Annotated in this window: 19 protein-coding genes; 13 read left to right on the top strand and 6 right to left on the bottom strand. The window is 69.5% G+C overall.

Annotated elements, in window-relative coordinates; genetic code table 11:
- Window positions 1-22: 22 nt before the first annotated feature.
- Entirely contained in the window at window positions 23-1,471 is a 1,449-nt protein-coding gene (locus LC041_RS04300) for an NAD(P)H-quinone dehydrogenase (protein WP_226531710.1), read from the bottom strand.
- Window positions 1,472-1,519: 48 nt separating this feature from the next.
- Between LC041_RS04300 and LC041_RS04295 the strand changes: the two genes are divergently transcribed.
- Genes LC041_RS04295 through LC041_RS04285 form a run of 3 tightly spaced genes read left to right on the top strand, consistent with a single transcriptional unit; the run spans window position 1,520 to window position 4,285 of the window.
- The gene (locus tag LC041_RS04295; RefSeq protein ID WP_226531709.1) at window positions 1,520-2,353 is read left to right on the top strand and encodes a purine-nucleoside phosphorylase; all 834 of its coding nucleotides are present in this window, start codon (window positions 1,520-1,522) and stop codon (window positions 2,351-2,353) included.
- On the top strand, window positions 2,350-4,020 hold the full coding sequence (locus LC041_RS04290; protein ID WP_226531708.1) for a phospho-sugar mutase: 1,671 nt from the start codon (window positions 2,350-2,352) through the stop codon (window positions 4,018-4,020). Before LC041_RS04295 ends, LC041_RS04290 begins: the two co-directional genes overlap by 4 nt.
- Before the next feature lies 1 nt (window position 4,021).
- Window positions 4,022-4,285: an HPr family phosphocarrier protein gene (locus LC041_RS04285; RefSeq protein ID WP_226531707.1), complete on the top strand. Its 264-nt coding sequence runs from the start codon at window positions 4,022-4,024 to the stop codon at window positions 4,283-4,285.
- Between the two features lie 8 nt (window positions 4,286-4,293).
- Here the strand turns inward: LC041_RS04285 and LC041_RS04280 are convergent, their stop codons facing one another.
- The gene (locus LC041_RS04280; RefSeq protein ID WP_226531706.1) at window positions 4,294-6,216 is read right to left on the bottom strand and encodes a BglG family transcription antiterminator; all 1,923 of its coding nucleotides are present in this window, start codon (window positions 6,214-6,216) and stop codon (window positions 4,294-4,296) included.
- 165 nt (window positions 6,217-6,381) lie between these two features.
- Here LC041_RS04280 and LC041_RS04275 point away from each other — a divergent pair, with 165 nt between their 5' ends.
- The 10 genes from LC041_RS04275 (at window position 6,382) to LC041_RS04230 (ending at window position 15,914) form a co-directional block, all read left to right on the top strand.
- Window positions 6,382-6,696 carry a PTS sugar transporter subunit IIB gene (locus tag LC041_RS04275; protein WP_226531705.1) on the top strand — a complete coding sequence of 105 codons (315 nt, stop codon included), beginning with the start codon at window positions 6,382-6,384 and terminating at the stop codon, window positions 6,694-6,696.
- Window positions 6,693-6,974: an HPr family phosphocarrier protein gene (locus LC041_RS04270; protein WP_047523581.1), complete on the top strand. Its 282-nt coding sequence runs from the start codon at window positions 6,693-6,695 to the stop codon at window positions 6,972-6,974. Before LC041_RS04275 ends, LC041_RS04270 begins: the two co-directional genes overlap by 4 nt.
- The gene (ptsP, locus tag LC041_RS04265; protein WP_226531704.1) at window positions 6,971-8,656 is read left to right on the top strand and encodes a phosphoenolpyruvate--protein phosphotransferase; all 1,686 of its coding nucleotides are present in this window, start codon (window positions 6,971-6,973) and stop codon (window positions 8,654-8,656) included. The genes LC041_RS04270 and ptsP overlap by 4 nt, the downstream gene beginning before the upstream one ends.
- Entirely contained in the window at window positions 8,653-10,284 is a 1,632-nt protein-coding gene (locus tag LC041_RS04260) for a PTS mannitol transporter subunit IICB (RefSeq protein ID WP_226531703.1), read from the top strand. Before ptsP ends, LC041_RS04260 begins: the two co-directional genes overlap by 4 nt.
- Window positions 10,281-10,715: a PTS sugar transporter subunit IIA gene (locus LC041_RS04255; RefSeq protein WP_226531702.1), complete on the top strand. Its 435-nt coding sequence runs from the start codon at window positions 10,281-10,283 to the stop codon at window positions 10,713-10,715. The genes LC041_RS04260 and LC041_RS04255 overlap by 4 nt, the downstream gene beginning before the upstream one ends.
- A complete protein-coding gene (locus LC041_RS04250; protein WP_226531701.1) occupies window positions 10,712-11,869 on the top strand; it encodes a mannitol-1-phosphate 5-dehydrogenase in 1,158 nt (385 codons plus the stop codon). Before LC041_RS04255 ends, LC041_RS04250 begins: the two co-directional genes overlap by 4 nt.
- An 81-nt stretch (window positions 11,870-11,950) precedes the next feature.
- The gene (locus LC041_RS04245; RefSeq protein WP_226531700.1) at window positions 11,951-13,246 is read left to right on the top strand and encodes a flavin-containing monooxygenase; all 1,296 of its coding nucleotides are present in this window, start codon (window positions 11,951-11,953) and stop codon (window positions 13,244-13,246) included.
- Entirely contained in the window at window positions 13,243-14,193 is a 951-nt protein-coding gene (locus LC041_RS04240) for a bile acid:sodium symporter family protein (RefSeq protein WP_226531699.1), read from the top strand. The genes LC041_RS04245 and LC041_RS04240 overlap by 4 nt, the downstream gene beginning before the upstream one ends.
- The gene (locus LC041_RS04235) at window positions 14,193-15,158 is read left to right on the top strand and encodes an SDR family oxidoreductase (RefSeq protein WP_226531698.1); all 966 of its coding nucleotides are present in this window, start codon (window positions 14,193-14,195) and stop codon (window positions 15,156-15,158) included. Before LC041_RS04240 ends, LC041_RS04235 begins: the two co-directional genes overlap by 1 nt.
- A gap of 9 nt (window positions 15,159-15,167) precedes the next feature.
- Window positions 15,168-15,914, top strand: a complete 747-nt coding sequence (locus tag LC041_RS04230) for an alpha/beta hydrolase (RefSeq protein ID WP_226531697.1) — start codon at window positions 15,168-15,170, stop codon at window positions 15,912-15,914.
- 3 nt (window positions 15,915-15,917) lie between these two features.
- Here the strand turns inward: LC041_RS04230 and LC041_RS04225 are convergent, their stop codons facing one another.
- The 4 genes from LC041_RS04225 to LC041_RS04210 are packed head-to-tail and all read right to left on the bottom strand — an operon-like array spanning window position 15,918 to window position 19,668.
- On the bottom strand, window positions 15,918-16,790 hold the full coding sequence (locus LC041_RS04225) for a carbohydrate kinase family protein (protein ID WP_226531696.1): 873 nt from the start codon (window positions 16,788-16,790) through the stop codon (window positions 15,918-15,920).
- 20 nt (window positions 16,791-16,810) lie between these two features.
- Window positions 16,811-17,926, bottom strand: coding sequence for an adenosine deaminase (locus LC041_RS04220; protein ID WP_226531695.1), 1,116 nt, complete (start codon window positions 17,924-17,926; stop codon window positions 16,811-16,813).
- Between the two features lie 51 nt (window positions 17,927-17,977).
- Window positions 17,978-19,273, bottom strand: coding sequence for a thymidine phosphorylase (locus LC041_RS04215; protein WP_226531694.1), 1,296 nt, complete (start codon window positions 19,271-19,273; stop codon window positions 17,978-17,980).
- On the bottom strand, window positions 19,270-19,668 hold the full coding sequence (locus tag LC041_RS04210; RefSeq protein WP_226531693.1) for a cytidine deaminase: 399 nt from the start codon (window positions 19,666-19,668) through the stop codon (window positions 19,270-19,272). The genes LC041_RS04215 and LC041_RS04210 overlap by 4 nt, the downstream gene beginning before the upstream one ends.
- Between the last annotated feature and the right edge of the window lie 17 nt (window positions 19,669-19,685).

The following is a 19,685-nucleotide window of genomic DNA, read 5'->3' as shown; positions in this document are numbered from 1 at the left end:
GCCTTTCGCGTGTCTCCGGGACTCAGGAGATGTTGACGAGGTGCATCGCCCTGCTCGCGTCGGTGATGCTGCTCGACAGCGACGGATAGGCGGCAAACACCCGCGAGACCTGGTCCACCGTGAGACGACGTTCGACGGCCACGGCGATCGGGTAGATCAGCTCCGAGGCCTTCGGCGCCACGATCACCCCACCGATCACGGTGCCGGACCCCTTGCGGGCGATGATCTTGACGAAGCCGTCCTTGATGCCCATCATCTTGGCGCGGGGGTTGGCGGCGAGGGGAAGCTTGTAGACGAGACCATCGGTCACCCCGTCCTCGGCATCCTTCTGGGAGAACCCCACGGTGGCGATCTCGGGTGCCGTGAAGATGTTTGAGGTGATCTTGATCAGTTCGAGCGGGATCACGATGTCGCCGAGCGCATGGAACACCGCCGTGCGTCCCTGCATGGAGGCGACCGAGGCCAACGGGAAGAAGTTCGTGCAGTCGCCGACCGCGTAGATGTTGGGCACCGAGGTGCGCGCGACGCGGTTCACACGCACATGACCCGAATCATCGAGCTCGACGCCCGCTTCCTCCAAGCCGATGCCCGCGGTGTTCGGGATCGAGCCGACCGCCATCAGGCAGTGACTGCCGTCGACTGTGCGCCCGTCGGACAGCGTCACGGTCACGCCGTCCTTCGTCACCTCCACCTTGTCGGCCCGAGACTTCGAGAGCACCTGCATCCCGCCGCGCTTGAACACCTTCTCCAGCACGCGCGCGGCATCCTGGTCCTCCCCCGGGAGCACCTGCTCGCGACTGGAGATGAGCGTGACCTTCGCACCGAGGTTCATGTACGCCGAAGCGAACTCCGCTCCGGTCACCCCCGATCCGACCACGATCAGGTGCTCGGGCAGCGCCTTCATGTCGTAGAGCTGCGTCCAGGTGAGGATGCGCTTGCCGTCGGGCTTGGCCGAGTCGAGCTCGCGCGGCGATGCCCCCACGGCCACCACGATGGTGTCTGCCTCGACCCGGTCGAAATCGGTGCCGCCCTGACCGGTCGACACGACGATCGCGGTCGGCCCTTCGAGCCGTCCGTGTCCGGAGAGGATGCGGACACCGGCCTCGAGGAGCGTGGCACGCATGTCCTCCGACTGCTGACCGGCGAGGGCCAGGAGGCGCTTGTTGACGGCCGCGAGGTTGATCGCGATCTCGGGCTTGAGGGGCTTGCCGTTCTCCCCCTTGGCATAGAAGTTGACGCCGAGGTCGCTCGCCTCGGAGATGGCGACGGCGGCATCCGCCGTCGCGATCAGGCTCTTGGACGGGACCACGTCGGTGAGGACAGCCGATCCACCGACCCCCACCCGCTCGACCAGGGTGACCTCGGCCCCGAGCTGAGCGGCCGCGAGGGCCGCCTCGTAACCGCCGGGACCGCCGCCGAGGACGGCGACGCGCTGAGTGCGCTCGAAAGTGGTGGAAGACATGGAATCCATTCTTCCCCAATCCTGGCCCCCGAGCCTGCACCTTCCTAGAGTGGATCCATGCCCGAAACGCACAGCAACCCCCTCGACGACCCGACCGCGAACCCGTTCGAGGTCGCCTCGCAGGCCGCCGCCGACATCGCGCGTCTGACCGGCGTCGAGAATCACGACATCGCGCTCACCCTCGGCAGCGGCTGGGGCAAGGCCGCAGACATCATCGGCGAGACGGTCGCCACGATCCCCGCCACCGAGGTCGCCGGCTTCTCCAAGCCCGCACTCGAGGGCCACGTCGGCACGCTGCGCAGCATCCGCACACCCGGCGGCAAGAACGTCCTGGTGATCGGCGCACGCACGCACTACTACGAGGACCATGGCGTCCGGCGCGTCGTGCACAGCGTCCGCACCGCCGCGGCCGCGGGTGCCAAGATCATGGTGCTCACCAACGGCGCCGGCGGCATCCGCGAGACGTGGAAACCCGGCCAGCCCGTGCTCATCAGCGATCACATCAACCTCACGGCCGATTCGCCCCTCGAGGGCGCGACGTTCGTCGACCTCACAGACCTGTACTCGAAGCGTCTGCGCGACATCGCGCGCACCATCGATCCGATGCTCGACGAGGGTGTGTACACGCAGTTCCGCGGTCCGCACTACGAGACACCGGCCGAGGTGCAGATGGCGAAGCACATCGGCGGCCACATCGTCGGCATGTCGACCGCGCTCGAAGCGATCGCCGCCCGCGAGGCCGGAATGGAGATCCTCGGCTTCTCGCTCATCACGAACCTCGCCGCGGGTATCCAGCAGACGCCGCTGAGCCATGCCGAGGTGATCGAGGCCGGTCGCGAGGCGGAGCCGGTGATCTCCGCGCTCCTGGCGAAGGTGGTCGAGGCTCTGTGAACGAGGAGCGGCTCGCACAGGCGCGCGCCTGGTTGCGCCAGGACCCGGATCACCAGACGCGCGATGAGCTCGCGGGCCTCATCACCCGGGCATCCGCCGGGAACGCCGAGGCCGTCGCAGAGCTCGACGACCGGTTCCGCGGACGCCTGGAGTTCGGCACCGCGGGCCTGCGCGGTGAGCTCGGCGCCGGCAGCAACCGGATGAACCGGGTGCTCGTCGCCCAGGCAGCAGCCGGTTTCGCGGCGTATCTGCGCGAGAAGGCGCCCGGCACCACCCCGACCGTCGTGATCGGCTACGACGGTCGACGCAACTCCCGCGTGTTCGCGACCGACTCGGCGGAACTGTTCGCCGGCGCAGGTCTGCGCGCGATCCTGCTGCCGCGCCTGCTGCCGACGCCCGTGCTCGCCTTCGCCGTGCGACATTTCGGCGCCGACGCCGGTGTGATGGTGACCGCGAGCCACAACCCGCCGAACGACAACGGCTACAAGGTCTACCTCGGAGGGGCCGACCAGGGTTCGCAGATCGTCGCCCCGGCGGATGCCGAGATCGCGGCCCACATCCAGCGCACGGCCGACGCCGGCCCTGTCGCCGCCCTGCCGCGCTCGACGGAGTACGAGACCGCCGGCGAGGACGTCGTCGACGCCTATGTCGCGGCCACCGCTGCCGTGGCCCCCGCGCCCGCCGCTGCCACCGGTATGCGGTGGGTCTACACGGCGATGCACGGGGTCGGATGGGAAACGCTGTCGCGCATCGTGCGCCAAGCGGGCTACCCGCAGCCCTTCGTCGTGGATGAGCAGCTCACGCCCGATGCGACCTTCCGCACGGTCTCCTTCCCGAACCCGGAGGAGCCGGGGGCGATGGACCTGGCCTTCGCGCGGGCCCGGCGGGTGAAGGCGGACTTCATCCTGGCCAACGACCCCGACGCCGATCGCCTGGCCGTCGCGGTTCCGGACGAGACGGCCGCCGGCGGCTGGCGTCGGCTCACCGGCAACGAGGTCGGTCTCCTGCTCGGAGCGCGTGCCGCACGCGCGGCCTCCGGCACCCCCGGTGCCTCCCTCGCGTGCTCCCTCGTCTCCTCCCCCGGCCTGGCCGCCGTCGCCGGCCACCACGGACTCGACTTCCACGAGACCCTCACCGGATTCAAGTGGATCTCGCGCGCACCGGGAATCGTGTTCGGCTTCGAGGAGGCCCTGGGCTACCTCGTGAATCCGGAGACGGTTCGCGATAAGGACGGGGTGTCGGCAGCGGTCGCGATTCTCGGACTCGCCGCCGAGGCCCGAGACCGCGGAGCGACGCTCGTCGACCTGCTCGCCGAGCTGGGAGAGACCTACGGGCACTTCGCCAGCGGGCAGGTATCGGTGCGCGTCGACGACCTGGCGGTCATCGGCAACGTCATGCTCGCCCTGCGGACGCTGCCGCCGACGAGCATCGCCGGTCGTGCGATCACTTCGGCCGAAGACCTGATGCACGCTGCCCCCGGCGCACCCTCCGGGGACGTGCTGCGGTATCGTCTCGGCGATGGCTCCCGTGTGATCGTGCGTCCGAGCGGCACCGAGCCCAAACTCAAGGTCTACATCGACGCTCGTGCCGACTCCTCCGAAGCCGCCGGGGCGGCTGTCGCAGAGCTCGAGGCCGGAGTGCGGACCCTGCTCGACGAGCGCACCTGACATGCCCGTCCGACGCCTGATCGTCAGTGCCCACAACGGCGTGCACGCCCGTCCGGTGGCAGAACTGGTGCGCCTCGTGCAGTCGCACGGCGCGCCCGTGACCCTGCGGACGGAAGACGGCACCACCGTCGACCTGAGCAGTGTGCTGGCCGTGATGGATCTCGGGATCTCGTCCGGGGATGCCGTGGTGCTCGAGACGACGGCCTCCGACGGCGCGGAGGACGTCCTGGACCAGCTCGCCGAGGTGCTCGCCCCGCGGGAGTGACGGCGGGGTCAGCCGTCGATGACGGCGACGAGCTCATCGAGGAACGCCTCGAACGTCGACCCCCGTCGGACGATCCGCTGCACGCTCTCGCGTTCGCTGAACACCTCGACCAGCTGCTCGAACACGGTCTGGAACGCCGCGCGGTCGCTCTCGCTGAACGCGGCGAGCGCGACGACCTGCACGCGGCCCTCGCCCCACGCCGCCGACCCGTCCGCCACGCCGATGGCGATGGCCGTCCGCGTCGCCGTCATCTGCAACGCGTGAGGGACGGCCAGCGCGTCCGTGAACGCGGTCGACGACATCCGCTCCCGCACGATCGTGTTCTCGATGTAGTCCTCGCCGATGAGCCCCGCCTGCATCAGCAACCCTCCGAGACGGCGGATGATCGCCTCCTCCCCCTCATCCGGGAGCGGGAACACGTAGGCCTCCGCCGAGAAATAGCGGGCGAGCTCGCCACGGAGCCGGGTGAGCCGTCGTCCCCGGCGCACCCGGGCAGCGGCCTGCTGGATCCGATCGACGTCGGCGTCGGTCAGGAACGGTTGGATCCTGACGAAGCGGTCACCCGCCTGACCCGGCTCGATCGTGCTGAGGACGAGGTCGGTGCCGAACGACGCCCAGTCGGGGTCGACGTTGGTCACGACGGTGGTGACCTCGATCGCCGACCCCAGTGAGCGGTCGACACTCGAACGGAGCAGCTCGTGCAGCTCGTGGTACCCGGGGCAGACGATCGTGGCCGTGAGGATCGACTCGGCCTTGCGGCTGCGCTCCAGCCTCCCGCCCACGTGCATCGCGATGTAGGCGATCTCATCGTCGTGGATGGGTGTCCCGACACGATCGTGGAGTCCGCTCGCGATCGACACCGCCACCTCGAAGATCATCGGATACGTCGTCTTGAGCGAGCGGGTGAGCGGGTTGCGCGTCAGCGCGCTCTCCTCGGCCCGCCGCAGCAGGTTCTGCACGTGGAGTGCGAGTCGGAGCACGAACGTCTCGTCGACCAGATCCACCTGGAAGTCCTCGGCCGCCCGGCTGATCTCCGCCCGCACGGCGGCTTCGACCGTCGGGTCCACGCCGCTGCGCGCGACCTCGCGGGTGGCGTCCTCCCCCGGCGCGACGATGCGGGTCAGCACGAGGGAGGCGAGGTGACCGCTGTCGCCCTCGCCGAGCACGACCGAGAAGTGCTCGGACGCCAAGCGGGCGATGACCGCACCGACACGCGGGATCTCCTCCCGCGCGCCAGCCGGTGAGGAGTCGAGCGCGTGTCCGGCGGCGACGCGCTCCGCCGCGATGGCGATGTGGAGGAGGACATCGGCGATCGCGAGCTCGTTCACGTAATAGCCGAGCTCGCCCAGTTCCCGGACCAGCGCGGATTTGAAGGGCCCCACAGCGCTGGCGGCGACCGCGGAGCCCGAGAGGGCGCGACGGAAGGTCTCGGGGTGGAACGAGGCATCGTCCATCTCGTCGTGGGCCAGTCGGCTGAGCAGTCGGCGCTGCGCGGCCTCGTCACCGCGGAGACGCACGTTCTCCCGGTCGCGCTCGAGCACGAGCTCGGTGCCGTCGAGCAGACCCCGCACGCGGACCAGGTCCGCTTCGAGCGTGGCCTCGCTGACGTGCAGCTCGTCGGCCGTGTCGAACACGTCGATCCCCGATGGCACATCCAGGAGCCGTCGCACGAGCGTATGCAGACGGTCGCGGGGCGCCGATTCCCCGGTCTGTCGTCGGCGGAGCGCTCCCCGCGCCCCCGGCCCTGCGCGGTAGCCCGCCGGGCCCGACTCGATCACGCCGGCACCGGGCGTCCGCGCGTTCAGAGCGGCGACATAGGAGCGGATGCTGCGCGGGGTGACCCCGAGCAGGTCGGCGAGGCTTCCCGCCGTCGCCCAGTTCTCCTGACGCAGCAGCACGCCGAGGAGCTGGTCCTGGCGCTGGCGCGACATGAGCCTTCCCTTCCCGCGTGCTGACCGCACTGTCTCGACGTGGTCTCCATGATGTCAGCTTGCCGAGGTGCTCGGGCGGAAGGCACCGTTCCGCGGGGGCGGAAAGGAACCTGTTGGCGCAGGTTTCCTCCGGTTCACAGACTGTTCTCAGGAAGGTGGGAATCGATGAGGATCCTCGTGGTGTGCGGCGCCGGCGCGTCGAGCACGTTCGTCGCACAGCGGCTCAGCAAGGCGGCGGCGACTGCCGGTCTCGGCTGGGAAGCGACGGCGGGGATGGAGAGCTCCGTGCCGGACTCCGACGTCGACCTCGTCCTCGTCGGCCCACACCTGAGCGACCGGCTCGACGCCATCCGCGCCAGCGCGCACGCGCCCGTCGCGATGCTCCCCGGCGACGTCTTCGCCGACCGGGACGGCATCCGCACCCTCACCTACGCCCGGTCGATCCTCGCCGCCGGCGACACCTCGAAAGGAACATCATGACCGCCACCCGCACCGTCCGGATCGGCTCCTCCCACGGACTGCACGCCCGCCCGGCGAAGCTGTTCGCGCAGGCAGCGAAGGACTCCGGCGTCGCCGTCACGATCGCCAAGGATTCAGGCAAGCCGGTCAACGCGGCCAGCATCCTCGGTGTCATCGCCCTGGCGGTCGAGTACGGCGACTACGTGACGCTCACGGCCGAGGGGGACGGCGCGGAGGGCGTGCTCGACACCCTCACCGAGCTCCTCACCACGGACCACGATCAGGAGGCCGCCGGATGAGTGAGCTGCGGGGGGTGGGGATCGGTCTCGGCGTCGCACAGGGACCGGTCATCCGCATGTCCGAGGCGATGCCCGCTCCGCAGAACTCGCCCAGCACCGCGGGGGCCGACGCCGAGCGCACGCGCGTACACGAGGCCGTCGCGACCGTCGCCCGCGAATTGAACGAGCGCGGCCGGACCGCAGGAGGCTCTGCTCAGGAAGTGCTCGAGGCGCAGGCGATGATCGCCGAGGACCCGACTCTCCAGGACGAGGTCGACACCCGCATCGATGCCGGCGCGACCGCCGAGTGGGCCGTGCACGACGCCTTCGCGGGCTTCCGCGCGACGTTGGAGGCCGTCGGCGGATACCTCGGCGAGCGTGCAGCCGACCTCGATGACATCGCTCAGCGTGTGCTCGCGCACCTCCGCGGCGTCGACGCTCCCGGCGTCCCGAACCCGGGGCACCCGTTCGTCCTGGTCGCGCGCGACCTCGCCCCGGCCGACACCGCCCTGCTCGACCTGGATCAGGTGCTCGCACTGATCACGACCGATGGTGGCCCCACCTCGCACACCGCGATCCTGGCCCGGGAGAAGGGCATCGTCGCGATCGTCGGCGTCGCGGACGGGACGCAGCTCGTGACCGGCGAGACGGTGATCGTGGATGCGGCCGCTGGCGTCGTGACCCGCGAGCCCACCGACGAGGAGAAGAGCCGTGCCACCGAGCGCGCGGCCGCCCGTCGTGCGGCCGATGCCGCCCCGCTGACTCCCGGCGCCCTCGCCGACGGCACGCCTGTCGCGCTGCTCGCGAATCTGGGGAAGCCCGCAGACGCCGCGGATGCGGTCGCTCGGGGGGCCGAGGGCGTCGGGCTGTTCCGCACCGAGTTCCTGTTCCTGTCTTCGGCCCAGGCGCCGACCATCGCCCAGCAGCGCGAGTCCTACCGCGAGCTGCTGGCTGCTTTTCCCGGCAAGAAGGTCGTGGTGCGAATGCTGGACGCGGGAGCGGACAAGCCCCTGGCCTTCCTCAACGACGCCCACGAGGAGAACCCCGCGCTGGGTCTTCGGGGCCTCCGGGCCCTGCGGGCGAGCGAGGACATCCTCCGCGAGCAGCTCACGGCCCTCGCCGAGGCGGACGCCGAGACCGACGCCGACCTCTGGGTGATGGCCCCCATGGTCGCCACCGTCGAGGAGACCAGGTACTTCACGGATCTCGCCCGCGAGTACGGTCTGAAGACCGCCGGCGTCATGGTGGAGATCCCGGCGAGCGCTCTGCTCGCCGATCGCGTGCTCGCGCACGCCGACTTCGCCTCGATCGGCACCAACGATCTGACCCAGTACACGATGGCGGCGGACCGCATGCTCGGCTCCGTCGCGGGGTTCCAGGATCCCTGGCATCCCGCCGTCCTGCGCCTCGTGCGGGAGGTCGGTGATGCGGGAGCGCGTCTCGGGAAGCCCGTCGGCATCTGCGGCGAAGCAGCGGCGGATCCACTGTTGGCGGTCGTGCTCGTCGGGCTCGGCGCCACGAGCCTCTCGATGGCCCCGTCCGCGCTGGCCGACGTTCGACACGCCCTCTCCGAACACACCCCGTCCGAGGCGCGGAGCCTCGCCGAAGCCGCCCTGGCCGCTGACGACGCCTCCTCCGCCCGAACCGCCGTGGCGACACGCGCCGCGGAAATCACCCTCCACAAGAAAGAGACGACATCATGACGACGACGTCACCTGCCGCCACGAGATCCGGCGGCGTCCGCGTAGGAGTGCAACGCTTCGGCACGTTCCTCTCGGGCATGATCATGCCGAACATCGCGGCCTTCATCGCCTGGGGCTTCATCACGATGCTCTTCATCCCGAAGGGCTTCTTCGGCGCTGAGAGTCCCTTCGGCTGGCACTGGGCCGGAGTCGCCGAGATCATCGGCGGTGGCGGCGATTCCGCTGTCATCGGGTGGCAGGGCGCGATGACAGCCGTCGCCGAGAGCGCTGACGGCAACATCCTGGCCTATGTGGGCCTGGTCGGTCCGATGGTCACCTACCTGCTGCCGCTGTTGATCGCGAACACGGCCGGCCGTATGGTCTACGGCGAGCGCGGGGGCGTCGTCGCCACGATCGCGACCGTCGGTGTCATCGTCGGCACGAACATCCCGATGTTCCTGGGCGCCATGATCATGGGGCCGATCGCCGCCTGGATCATGAAGCAGGTGGATCGCCTGTGGGACGGCAAGATCCGCCCCGGCTTCGAGATGCTGGTCAACAACTTCTCGGCGGGAATCCTGGGCATGATCCTCGCGATCGTCGGGTTCTTCGCGTTCGGCCCCGTCATGCTCGGCATCAGCGCCGTGCTGGGAGCAGCCGTCGACTGGCTCGTCGCCCTCAACCTGCTGCCGCTGGTGTCCATCATCGTCGAGCCGGCGAAGGTCCTGTTCCTGAACAACGCCATCAACCACGGCGTGTTCACACCGCTGGGCATCGAGCAGGCGGCGGAGACCGGCAAGTCGATCCTGTTCCTCATCGAGGCGAACCCCGGGCCCGGCCTCGGCCTGCTGCTCGCTTTCACCTTCTTCGGCGTGGGCGCCGCGAAGGCCTCGGCTCCGGGAGCGGCGATCATCCAGTTCTTCGGCGGTATCCACGAGATCTACTTCCCTTACGCGCTGAGCAAGCCGACCACGATCCTCGCCCTCATCGCGGGTGGAGCCGCCGGTGTCACCACGAACATGGTCCTCGGCGGCGGGCTGGCCTTCCCTGCCGCCCCCGGCAGCATCATCGCCGTGACCGCCGCAGCCATCGGACCCGGCGTCGGCAACCTCCTCGTCGTATACCTCTCGGTCATCATCGCGGCGACCGTGACGTTCCTCATCACCGGCGTCATCTTGCGGGCTTCGCGCAAGCGCGACCTCGAAGCCGAGGGTGACTCCTTCGGTGCCGCGATCGCACAGACCGAGGCGAACAAGGGCAAGTCGTCCGCCGCGATGGACGCGCTGCGCACATCGACGGCGACCACGGCTGCCTCCGCAGCCGCCCCGGCCACCACCGCGGTGGCGACCACTCCCATCGAGCGCATCGTCTTCGCGTGCGACGCCGGGATGGGCTCCTCCGCCATGGGCGCGAGCGTCCTGCGGAACAAGCTCAAGAAGGCGGGGATCGAGGACATCACGGTCACCAACCAGGCGATCGCGAACCTCGACGGTACGGCCGACGTGGTGATCACCCAGCAGCAGCTCACCGAGCGCGCGACGGCCAAGTCGCCGGACTCGGTCCATGTGTCGGTCGACAACTTCATGAACTCGCCCAAGTACGACGAGGTCGTGGAGATGGTGCGCGAGCAGCGAAAGGAAGCAGAATGAGCGTTCTCACCCCCGAACAGGTACGCATCCATCCGGGAAGCGCGACCAGGGACGAGGCCCTTCAGGAGGCGACCGACATCCTCGTCGCCGCCGGAGCCGTCACCCCGGCCTACGTCGATGCGATGCGACAGCGCGAGGAGACGGTCTCGACCTTCATGGGCAACGGGTTGGCGATCCCGCACGGCACCAATGATGCGAAGGACGCGATCCTCGCCTCCGCGCTGTCGGTGGTCCGCTACGACGGCGGGGTCGACTGGTCGGGCGACCCCGCGACGTTCGTGATCGGCATCGCCGGTGTCGGCGACGAGCACCTGGAGATCCTCTCCCGGATCGCGATCCTGTTCTCCGAGGAGGACGACGTGGCGCGGCTCTCGGCCGCGCAGACAGCGGACGAGCTCTACACCCTCCTCTCGGAGGTGAACGAGGGATGAAGGCGGTCCACTTCGGGGCCGGCAACATCGGACGCGGGTTCGTCGGTCTGCTGCTGCGCCAGGGCGGGTACGAGGTCGTGTTCTCCGACGTCGCCGATGCCCTGGTCGACGCGATCAACGCGGCTTCCGAGTACACCGTGCACGAGGCCGGACCCGGAGGGACCGATCACATCGTCACCGGTTTCCGCGCCGTCAACAGCCGCACCGATCCGGTGGCCGTGGCGGAGGAGATCGCGTCGGCAGACGTCGTCACGACCGCGGTCGGGCCGACCGTTCTGCGGTTCGTGGCTCCGTCGATCGTGGCAGGGCTGGCCCTCCGCTCCCCCGATGCCGCTCCGCTTCAGGTCATGGCGTGCGAAAACGCGATCGGCGCCACCGACCTGCTGCGCCGCGAGGTCGTCGCCGCGGCCGGAGCGGAGGCCGACCAGGTGCTCGCGCGCGCGGTCTTCGCGAACACCGCGGTCGACCGCATCGTCCCGGCACAGCCTGTGGACGGTGGCGTCGACGTCACGGTCGAGCCGTACTTCGAGTGGGCCATCGAGGCCGGTCCGTTCGACGGCGCGCTGCCGAACATCCCCGGCGCCCACTTCGTCGACGATCTGGCGCCCTATATCGAGCGCAAGCTCTTCACCGTGAACACAGGGCACGCCGCCACCGCGTACTTCGGTGCGCGCGCGGGTATCGAGCGCATCTCGGATGCCCTGGCCGATCCGGTGATCGCCTCGAGCGTCGCTGCGGCGCTGGAGGAGACCTCGGCCGTGCTGGTGGCGGAGCACGGACTCGACCCCGCGGACCTGGCCGCCTACCGCGCGACCATCCTGGATCGCTTCCGCAACCCCGCACTCGTCGACACCGTGCAGCGCGTGGGCCGTCAACCGCTGCGCAAGATCTCGCGCCACGAGCGCTTCATCGGCCCCGCCGCGATGGCTGCGGAACGCGAACTGCCGACGGACGCCCTCGTGGCCGCCGTCGCCGCCGCGCTCGAATTCGACGATCCCGCCGACGAGCAGTCGGTCGAGCTGCAGGCGCTGCTGCGCACCGAGGACGCCACCGCGTTCACGACGCGCACGACGGGGCTCGACCCCGAGCATCCGCTGTTCCCCCGCGTGCGCGACGCGGTACTGGACCGGCAACAGCACCTCCTGCCCGACTGACCCGCGGATCTCGGCGCCCCCGCCCACCGGTTACGATCGGTGGGCGGGGGCGTTTTTCGAGCACAGCGACGTGCGGGGAGCATGATGAACAGATATGCCGTCATCGGGGCGGGACCATCGGGGTTGGCCACAGCGCGCGCGCTCCACAGGCGCGGTATCGAGGTCGACGGCTACGAAGCATCCCACGGCGTCGGCGGGCTGTGGGACATCACCAACCCGCGCAGCACGATGTACGAGTCGGCGCACCTGATCTCCTCCCGCACCACGACCGAGTTCTCGGAGTTCCCCATGCGCACCCGGGTCGACTACCCCGGCCACCGCGTGTTGAAGGAGTATTTCCAGGAGTACGCCGACCGCTTCGGGCTGACCGATCTGTTCCGTTTCGAGACGAAGGTCACCCGTCTCGAACCGCGCGACGGCGGGTGGGACCTCACGAGCAGCGGCCCCGACGGCGAGGAGACCCGCTGGTACGCCGGTGTCGTGCTGGCGAACGGCACCCTCGCGGAACCGAATGTGCCCTCGTTCCGCGGCGAGTTCACCGGCGAGCTGCTGCACACCAGCGCTTACAAGTCCCCCGAGATGCTCCGGGGGAAGCGGGTGCTGCTCATCGGCGCGGGCAACTCCGGCTGCGACATCGCGGTGGATGCCGTTCATCACGCCGACTCGATCGATATGAGTGTCCGCCGCGGATACTACTTCGTGCCGCGCTACCTGTTCGGCAAGCCGAGCGACACCCTCAATCAGGGGCGCCCGCTGCCTGCCCGGATCAAGCAGGCCGTCGACAGCCGTGTGCTGCGCGCGTTCACCGGAGACCCGGTGCACTTCGGGTTCCCCAAGCCCGACTATCGCATCTACGAGTCGCACCCCATCGTGAACACCCTGATCCTGAACCACCTCGGGCAGGGCGATCTTCGCATCCGTGCGGACATCGACCGGTTCGACGGGAAGACCGTGCGCTTCCGCGACGGCAGCTCGGACGAGTACGACCTCGTGCTGCTGGCCACCGGCTACACCCTGGACTACCCGTTCGTGGATCGCGAGCATCTGCACTGGCGCGGCGCGTCGCCGCGGCTGTTCCTCAACGTCTTCCCCGCTTCCTTCAACGGGTTGTACGTGATGGGCATGATCGAGACATCCGGGATCGGCTGGCAGGGTCGGTACGAACAGGCCGATCTGCTCGCGACCTACCTCGACGCCGCGGAGCATGACCCGGCGCGTGCCGCGCGCTTCCGCGACCGCGTCACGGGCGCCCCCTGGCCGGACACCTCCGGCGGATATCGCTATCTCGGCCTCGACCGGATGGCGTACTACGTCAACAAGGACGCCTACCGCAGCGCCGTGCGCCGCGAGAAGAGCGCGCTGGAGGCGTCGGCATGAACGTCGACGACGTCGTCCTGTCGTTCACGCCCGGAACGCTGACGATCCTCAACGTCGTGTTGGGACTGATCATGTTCGGCATCGCGCTCGACACCTCGCCGCGCGACTTCCGGGTCGTGGCGAAGCACCCGAAGCCGTTCGTGATCGCGATCCTCGCACAGCTGCTGCTGCTCCCCGTCGCGACGTTCCTGCTGACCCTCGTGCTGCCCATCCCCCCGTCGATGGCCCTGGGGATGATCCTGGTCGCGTGCTGCCCGCCCGGCAACATCTCACAGGTGCTGACGCATCGCGCCGGCGGCAACGTCGCGCTCTCGGTCTCTCTCACCGCCGTCGGGAACCTCGTCTACATCGTCGCGATGCCGCTCAGCATCACGTTCTGGGCTTCTCTGCATCCGACCGCGCGCACGCTTCTGCGCGACGTCTCGCTCGACCCTTGGCGGATGCTGCTGGAGATCTTCCTCATCATCGGTCTCCCCTTCGCAGTCGGACTCATCCTCCGCGCGAAGGCGCCAGGGATGAGCGCTCGGGTGCAGCCGTTCGTGAAGTGGTTCAGCCTGATCGCGCTACTCGGCTTCATCGTCGCGGCGCTCGTCGGGAACTGGGCGGTCTTCGTGCAGGTACTGGGGATCATCCTGCTCGTCGTCGCCGTCCACGACGCCGTCGCGCTCGCCCTCGGCTACGGCACCGCGGTCGTGGGCGGCCTCGGCACCCGCGAGCGCAAGGCCATGACGTTCGAAGTCGGCATCCGCAACGCCGGCCTCGGTCTCGGACTGGTGTTCCTGTTCTTCGACGGGCTCGGGGGCATGGCCGTCGTCGCGGGCTGGTGGGGTACCTGGGACATCATCGCGGGCCTCGTGCTCGCGGGACTCTGGGCCCGCCACACACGACGTCGCACGGGGACGCCGACCGGTGACAGCAGCGGCCGCGCCTCCGTCGAGGCGGCCTGATGTCGCGGGTGCTCATCACAGGCGGCGGAGGCTTCCTCGGATCTCACGTCGCCGAAGCCCTCGCAGCGCGCGATGACGTCGATATCGTCGTCGCCGCGGATCTGCGCGCCGGCGCTCCCCGCGACCGCGTCGTCGACGAGAGACTGGATGTGACCGATCCCTCGGCCATCGCGCCCCTGCTCCGCGCGCATCGCATCGACACGGTCGTGCATCTGGCGGCGATCGTCAATCCGGGCCGAGACGTCGCCCTCGAGTACCGCGTCGACGTGACCGGGACGGCGAACGTCCTCGCCGCGTGCGTTGACGCCGACGTCCGCCGCATCGTCGTCTCCAGTTCCGGGGCCGCTTACGGGTACCACGCCGACAATCCGGACTGGATCGACGAGGAGCGGCCGCTGCGGGGCAACGACGAGTTCCCGTACTCACGGCACAAGCGCCTGGTCGAGGAGATGCTCGCCCAGTACCGTGTGACCCATCCCGCCCTCGAGCAGGTGATCTTCCGCATCGGCACCATCCTCGGCCCGTCCGTGCGGAATCAGATCACCGCGCTCTGGGACGGGAGACGGATCCTCCGCATCGCGGGATCCGAATCCCCGTTCGTGTTCGTCTGGGTGGACGATGTCGCCGCGGCCATGGTCCGTGCGGCGACCGACGGACCACCCGGGATCTTCAACGTCGCAGGCGACGGATGCATGAGCGTGCCCGAGATCGCCGCCCGATTGCACAAGCCGGAGCTCGCCGTACCCGCCGGGCTTCTCGCCGCAGGTCTCCGGATCGGACGGGCACTGCGCCTGACGGAACACGGACCGGAGAAGGTGCCGTTCCTCCGCTACCGCCCGGTGCTGGCGAACGGACGCCTGAAGGACGAATTCGGATACACGCCGCGCCGCACGACCGCTGAAGCCTTCGAGGAGTACCTCCGTACGCACCCTGGCGTCGCCGGTCAGGAACGCACCACGGAGTAACGTTGACCCGTGCAGAAGACACGTGGCCGCCGAATCCTGAAGCGCGTTCTGTGGAGCCTTGCAATCGTGGTGGTGCTCGTCGTCGGGGGCGTCGTCGCGTGGAGCCAGATCGGGGTCATGGCCGCAGAGCCCGAGCCGCTCGCCACGGTGCAGGAGAACCCGCAGATCACGGTGAGGGACGCCGATCAGGGCATCGTGCTCGAGCCTGCGGACGGCGAGTCCGAGACCGGGCTGGTCTTCATTCCCGGTGCCAAGGTCGATCCGTGGGCCTATGCAGCCATCCTCCAGGGACTCGCGGAAGACGGCGTCACTGTCGTGATCACCCGCCCCTGGCTGAACCTGGCCTTCTTCGATCCTCGTGGCCTCGATGCCTTCACCTCCGCCGCACCGGACGTCGACGTCTGGGCCGTCGGGGGCCACTCCCTCGGAGGCGTGCGCGCCTGCCAGCTCGCCCCGGACGCCGATGCGCTCGTGCTCTTCGGCTCCTACTGCGCGAACGACCTCTCGGAGAGCGGACTCCCGGTCCTGAGTCTCTCCGGGAGCGAGGACGGGCTCTCCACCCCGCAGAAGATCGCCGACGCGCGCGCGGAGCTCCCCGCGGATGCCGAGATGGTGGAGATCGACGGCGCCTCCCACGCCTCATTCGGCGACTACGGCCCGCAGGACGGCGATGGCACGCCGACGATCTCCTCCGAGGAGATGCACGCGGAAGTCACGCGCCTGGTCGAGGAGTTCCTCGCACCGCTCGCCCCCTGACCGTCACGCCCCTGTAGAGCCGGCGTCCAGCACGGCGTAGAGCCGGGGGTGCAGGTGCCGCGAACCAAGGACCGACGCAGCCGTGCGCGCGCCCGCCTCGAGCGCAGTGACGAGACCTGCGCCGCCGAGACGTGCATCGAGCACTCCGGCGAAGAAGGCATCACCGGCGCCGTTGGTGTCGACGACGTCGACGGGGACCGCGCGCACCCGGTGCTCGACGCCGTGCTCGTCCACGGCCGCCGCGCCGTCCGCGCCGAGCGTGCACACCGCCAGTGTCGCCCCGGCGGCAACGCGGGAGCGAAGGAAGGAGATCGGGTCGGCGAGACGATCAGCGTTGCAGAAGACGGCGTCCGCTGCTTCCAGGAACGGTCGGTGGAAGGCCGCCTCGCCGTCGTAGTCGTGCACATCGACCCAGATCGGGGTCCCGGTCGCGCGGGCGAGGGGCAGGAGCCGCAGCGGCTCGGCGGCGAGGTCGAGCACCACCGCTTCAGCGCTCGCCATTTGCGCGCGCAGCAGGCCGTCATCCGCCCCCGCGGTCTCGCCCGGTGACGAGAGGTACAGCGACACCCGCGCCCCCGCACGCGTCATCAGGTTCAGATGCCGCTCGGTCGTGGCGTCGGCCCACCGCACGTCCACGTCCGCCTGCCGTAGGGCGGCGCGCACCCGTTGCCCCTCCGCATCCCGTCCGGCGAGCGCGTAGAGCTGCGTCGTCCGTCCCAAGGCGGTCAGGCTGAGCGCCTTTCCTGCGCTGGTGCCGCCGACCGTCTCCCAGGTCTCCTCGGCGAACTGCATGTGCGGCACCGGCTCGGGCAGCCGATCCACCACGACGATCCGATTCCAGGAGGCGGGACCGGCGATGAAGACGGACGCGGACATGCGAGACCGAACGCGGCCGATCAGATGTCGAAGCCCTCGGCGATCAGCTCGACGAGCTCTTCCCGCTCCTCGACCGGGAGGAAGGCGGCTGCAGCGGCGTTGAACTGGAACGTCTCGAGGTCGTCGAGGTCGTACTCGAAGGTCTCGACGAGCAGTGCGAGTTCACGCGTGAGCGAGGTGGCGCTCATCGTGCGATTGTCGACGTTCACGGTCACGGAGAAGCCGAGCTGATACAGCAGGTCGAACGGGTGATCCGCCAGCGTGTTGCCCCACGCCGCGATCGCCCCCGTCTGCAGGTTCGAGGACGGCGACAGTTCGAGCGGGATCTCGCGGTCGCGGACCCACCGTGCGAGGTCGCCGAACCGCACCTGCACCTCATCGCCTTCCTGGGTCACCACCTGGAGGTCCTCGGCGATGCGGACGCCGTGACCGAGTCGCAGTGCGCGCCCGTCCAGCAGAGCCGAACGGATCGACGCAAGCCCCGCGGCTTCTCCGGCATGCACGGTCACCGGGAAGAAGTTGCCGGCGAGATAGTCGAACGCCTCGCGGTGATTCGACGGCGGGAAGCCGTCCTCCGGTCCCGCGATATCGAACCCGACGGCACCGCGGCCGCGGAAGTCGACCGCCAACTCTGCGATCTCCCTGGCCCGATCGGTGTGGCGCATGGCCGTGATCAGCTGTCCGACGCGGATGCTCCGACCATCGCGGTCGGCGGCGTCCTCGCCCTCCTCGATACCCTGCTGCACGGCCTCCACGGCCTGCTCGAGCGTCAGTCCGCGAGCCTGGTGCTGCTCCGGAGCCCAGCGCACCTCCCCGTAGACCACGCCGTCGGCCGCGAGGTCCTGGACGAACTCGCGCGCGACGCGGGTGAGTCCCTCCGGGGTCTGCATCACGGCGGTCGTCAGGTCGAAGGTCTTGAGGTACTCCACCAATGAGCCCGAGTCGCTCTGCTTCGCGAACCAGGCGCCGAGCGCCGCGGGGTCGGACTTCGGAACGTCGAGGCCGATCGCGTCCGCGAGCTCGATGATCGTCGCGGGGCGCAGAGCACCGTCGAGATGATCGTGCAGCGACACCTTGGGGAGACTCCGCAGGGAGACGCCCTGCAGCGTGACGTCGCCGTTCGCATCGATCGACATGGTGGTCCTCCTCCGTCGCGGATGTGCTCAGTTCAGGCTAGCGGTCCGCGGTCACGCTGTGATGCGCTCACGCACGATGGGGCCGGCCTCCTGTGCCTCGCCACCGATCGCCCACGCGCCCTCGAGCGCTTCCATCGCTCGGGGGAAGCGAGCCTCGTCCGCCGCGGACAGGGTGAACAGCGGCTGCCCGGCCACGACGCGATCGCCCGGCTTCGCATGCAGATCGATACCCGCCTCGAAGATCACGGGGTCCTCAGCCCTGGCGCGGCCTGCGCCGAGTCGCCAGGCGGCGACGCCGAACGGGAGCGCCTCCAGGCGTGTGAGCACGCCGTCCTCCGGAGCCGTCACGACGTGCGTCTCGCGAGCCGTCGGCAGCTGGGCGTCGGGATCCCCGTCCTGTGCGCGGATCATCGCCTTCCAGGTGTCCATCGCACGCCCGTCGTCGAGGGCGGCCGCCACGTCGGCATCCGGCTGACCGGCGAGAGCGAGCATTTCCCGTGCCAGGGCGAGCGTCAGCTCCCGCACGTCGGCAGGCCCCCCGCCGGCGAGGATCTCCACCGATTCGCGGACCTCGTTGGCATTGCCGATCGCGCGCCCGAGCGGGACGCTCATATCGGTCAGCAGCGCCGTGGTCGCCACGCCGGAATCGGTCCCGAGCGCGACCATCGTGCGGGCGAGCTCGCGCGCACGATCGATGTCCTGCATGAAGGCACCCGAGCCGAACTTCACATCCAGCACCAGCGCGTCGGTTCCCTCTGCGATCTTCTTCGACATGATGCTCGAGGCGATCAGCGGGATGGCCTCGACGGTTCCCGTGACATCGCGAAGCGCGTACAGCTTCTTGTCGGCGGGGGCGAGCCCGGAACCGGCGGCGCAGATGACCGCCCCGACATCGCTCTGCATCTGCGCGAACATCTCCTCGTTGCTGAGCGCCGCACGCCAGCCCGGGATCGACTCGAGCTTGTCGAGCGTGCCGCCCGTGTGTCCGAGTCCTCGGCCGCTCAACTGCGGGACGGCGACGCCGAACGTGGCGACCAGCGGCGCGAGCGGAAGCGTGATCTTGTCACCCACGCCGCCGGTGGAGTGCTTGTCGACGGTCTTCTTGCCGAGAGAGGCGAAGCTCATCCGCTCCCCCGAGGCGATCATCGCGTCGGTGAGCACGCGGATCTCGTCGCGCTCCATACCCCGCTGGAAGACGGCCATCGCGAACGACGCCATCTGCGCGTCCGACACGTATCCGCGCGTGTATGCGTCGACCATCCAGCGAAGCGCGGCCTCGGGGACGGCGCCTCCGTCGCGCTTGGCGCGGATGACGTCCACCGCGTCGAAGGGCTCCACCGTCGTCATCGTGCATCCTCCAGGTCGCGCGGCCCGAACGCATCGGGCAGCACCTCGTCGATCGTGCGGATGCCGGAAACCGTCTCGAGCAGCATCCCGGGCATCGCGTGCTCGAACAGCAGCTGACGGCAGCGGCCGCACGGCATGATCGTCTGCCCTTCGTTGTTCACGCACACGAAGGCGACGAGCTGTCCGCCGCCGGACATGTGCAGGTCTCCGACGAGCGCGCATTCGGCGCACAGCGTCACCCCGTAGGAGGCGTTCTCGACGTTGCACCCGGCCACGATCCGGCCGTCCCCGACGAGGGCCGCCGCCCCCACGCGGTAGCGCGAGTACGGCGCGTACGCCTTCGTCATGGCGTCCGTGGCGACCTGGCGCAGTTCATCCCAGTCGATGTCGGTCATAGCGATATTTCTCTCTT

It is taken from the genome of Microbacterium paraoxydans (assembly GCF_020524545.1).
Lineage (GTDB): Bacteria > Actinomycetota > Actinomycetes > Actinomycetales > Microbacteriaceae > Microbacterium > Microbacterium paraoxydans_C.
Note: the sequence above shows the minus strand (reverse complement) of the source record. Positions and strands in the feature narration are given on the sequence as shown.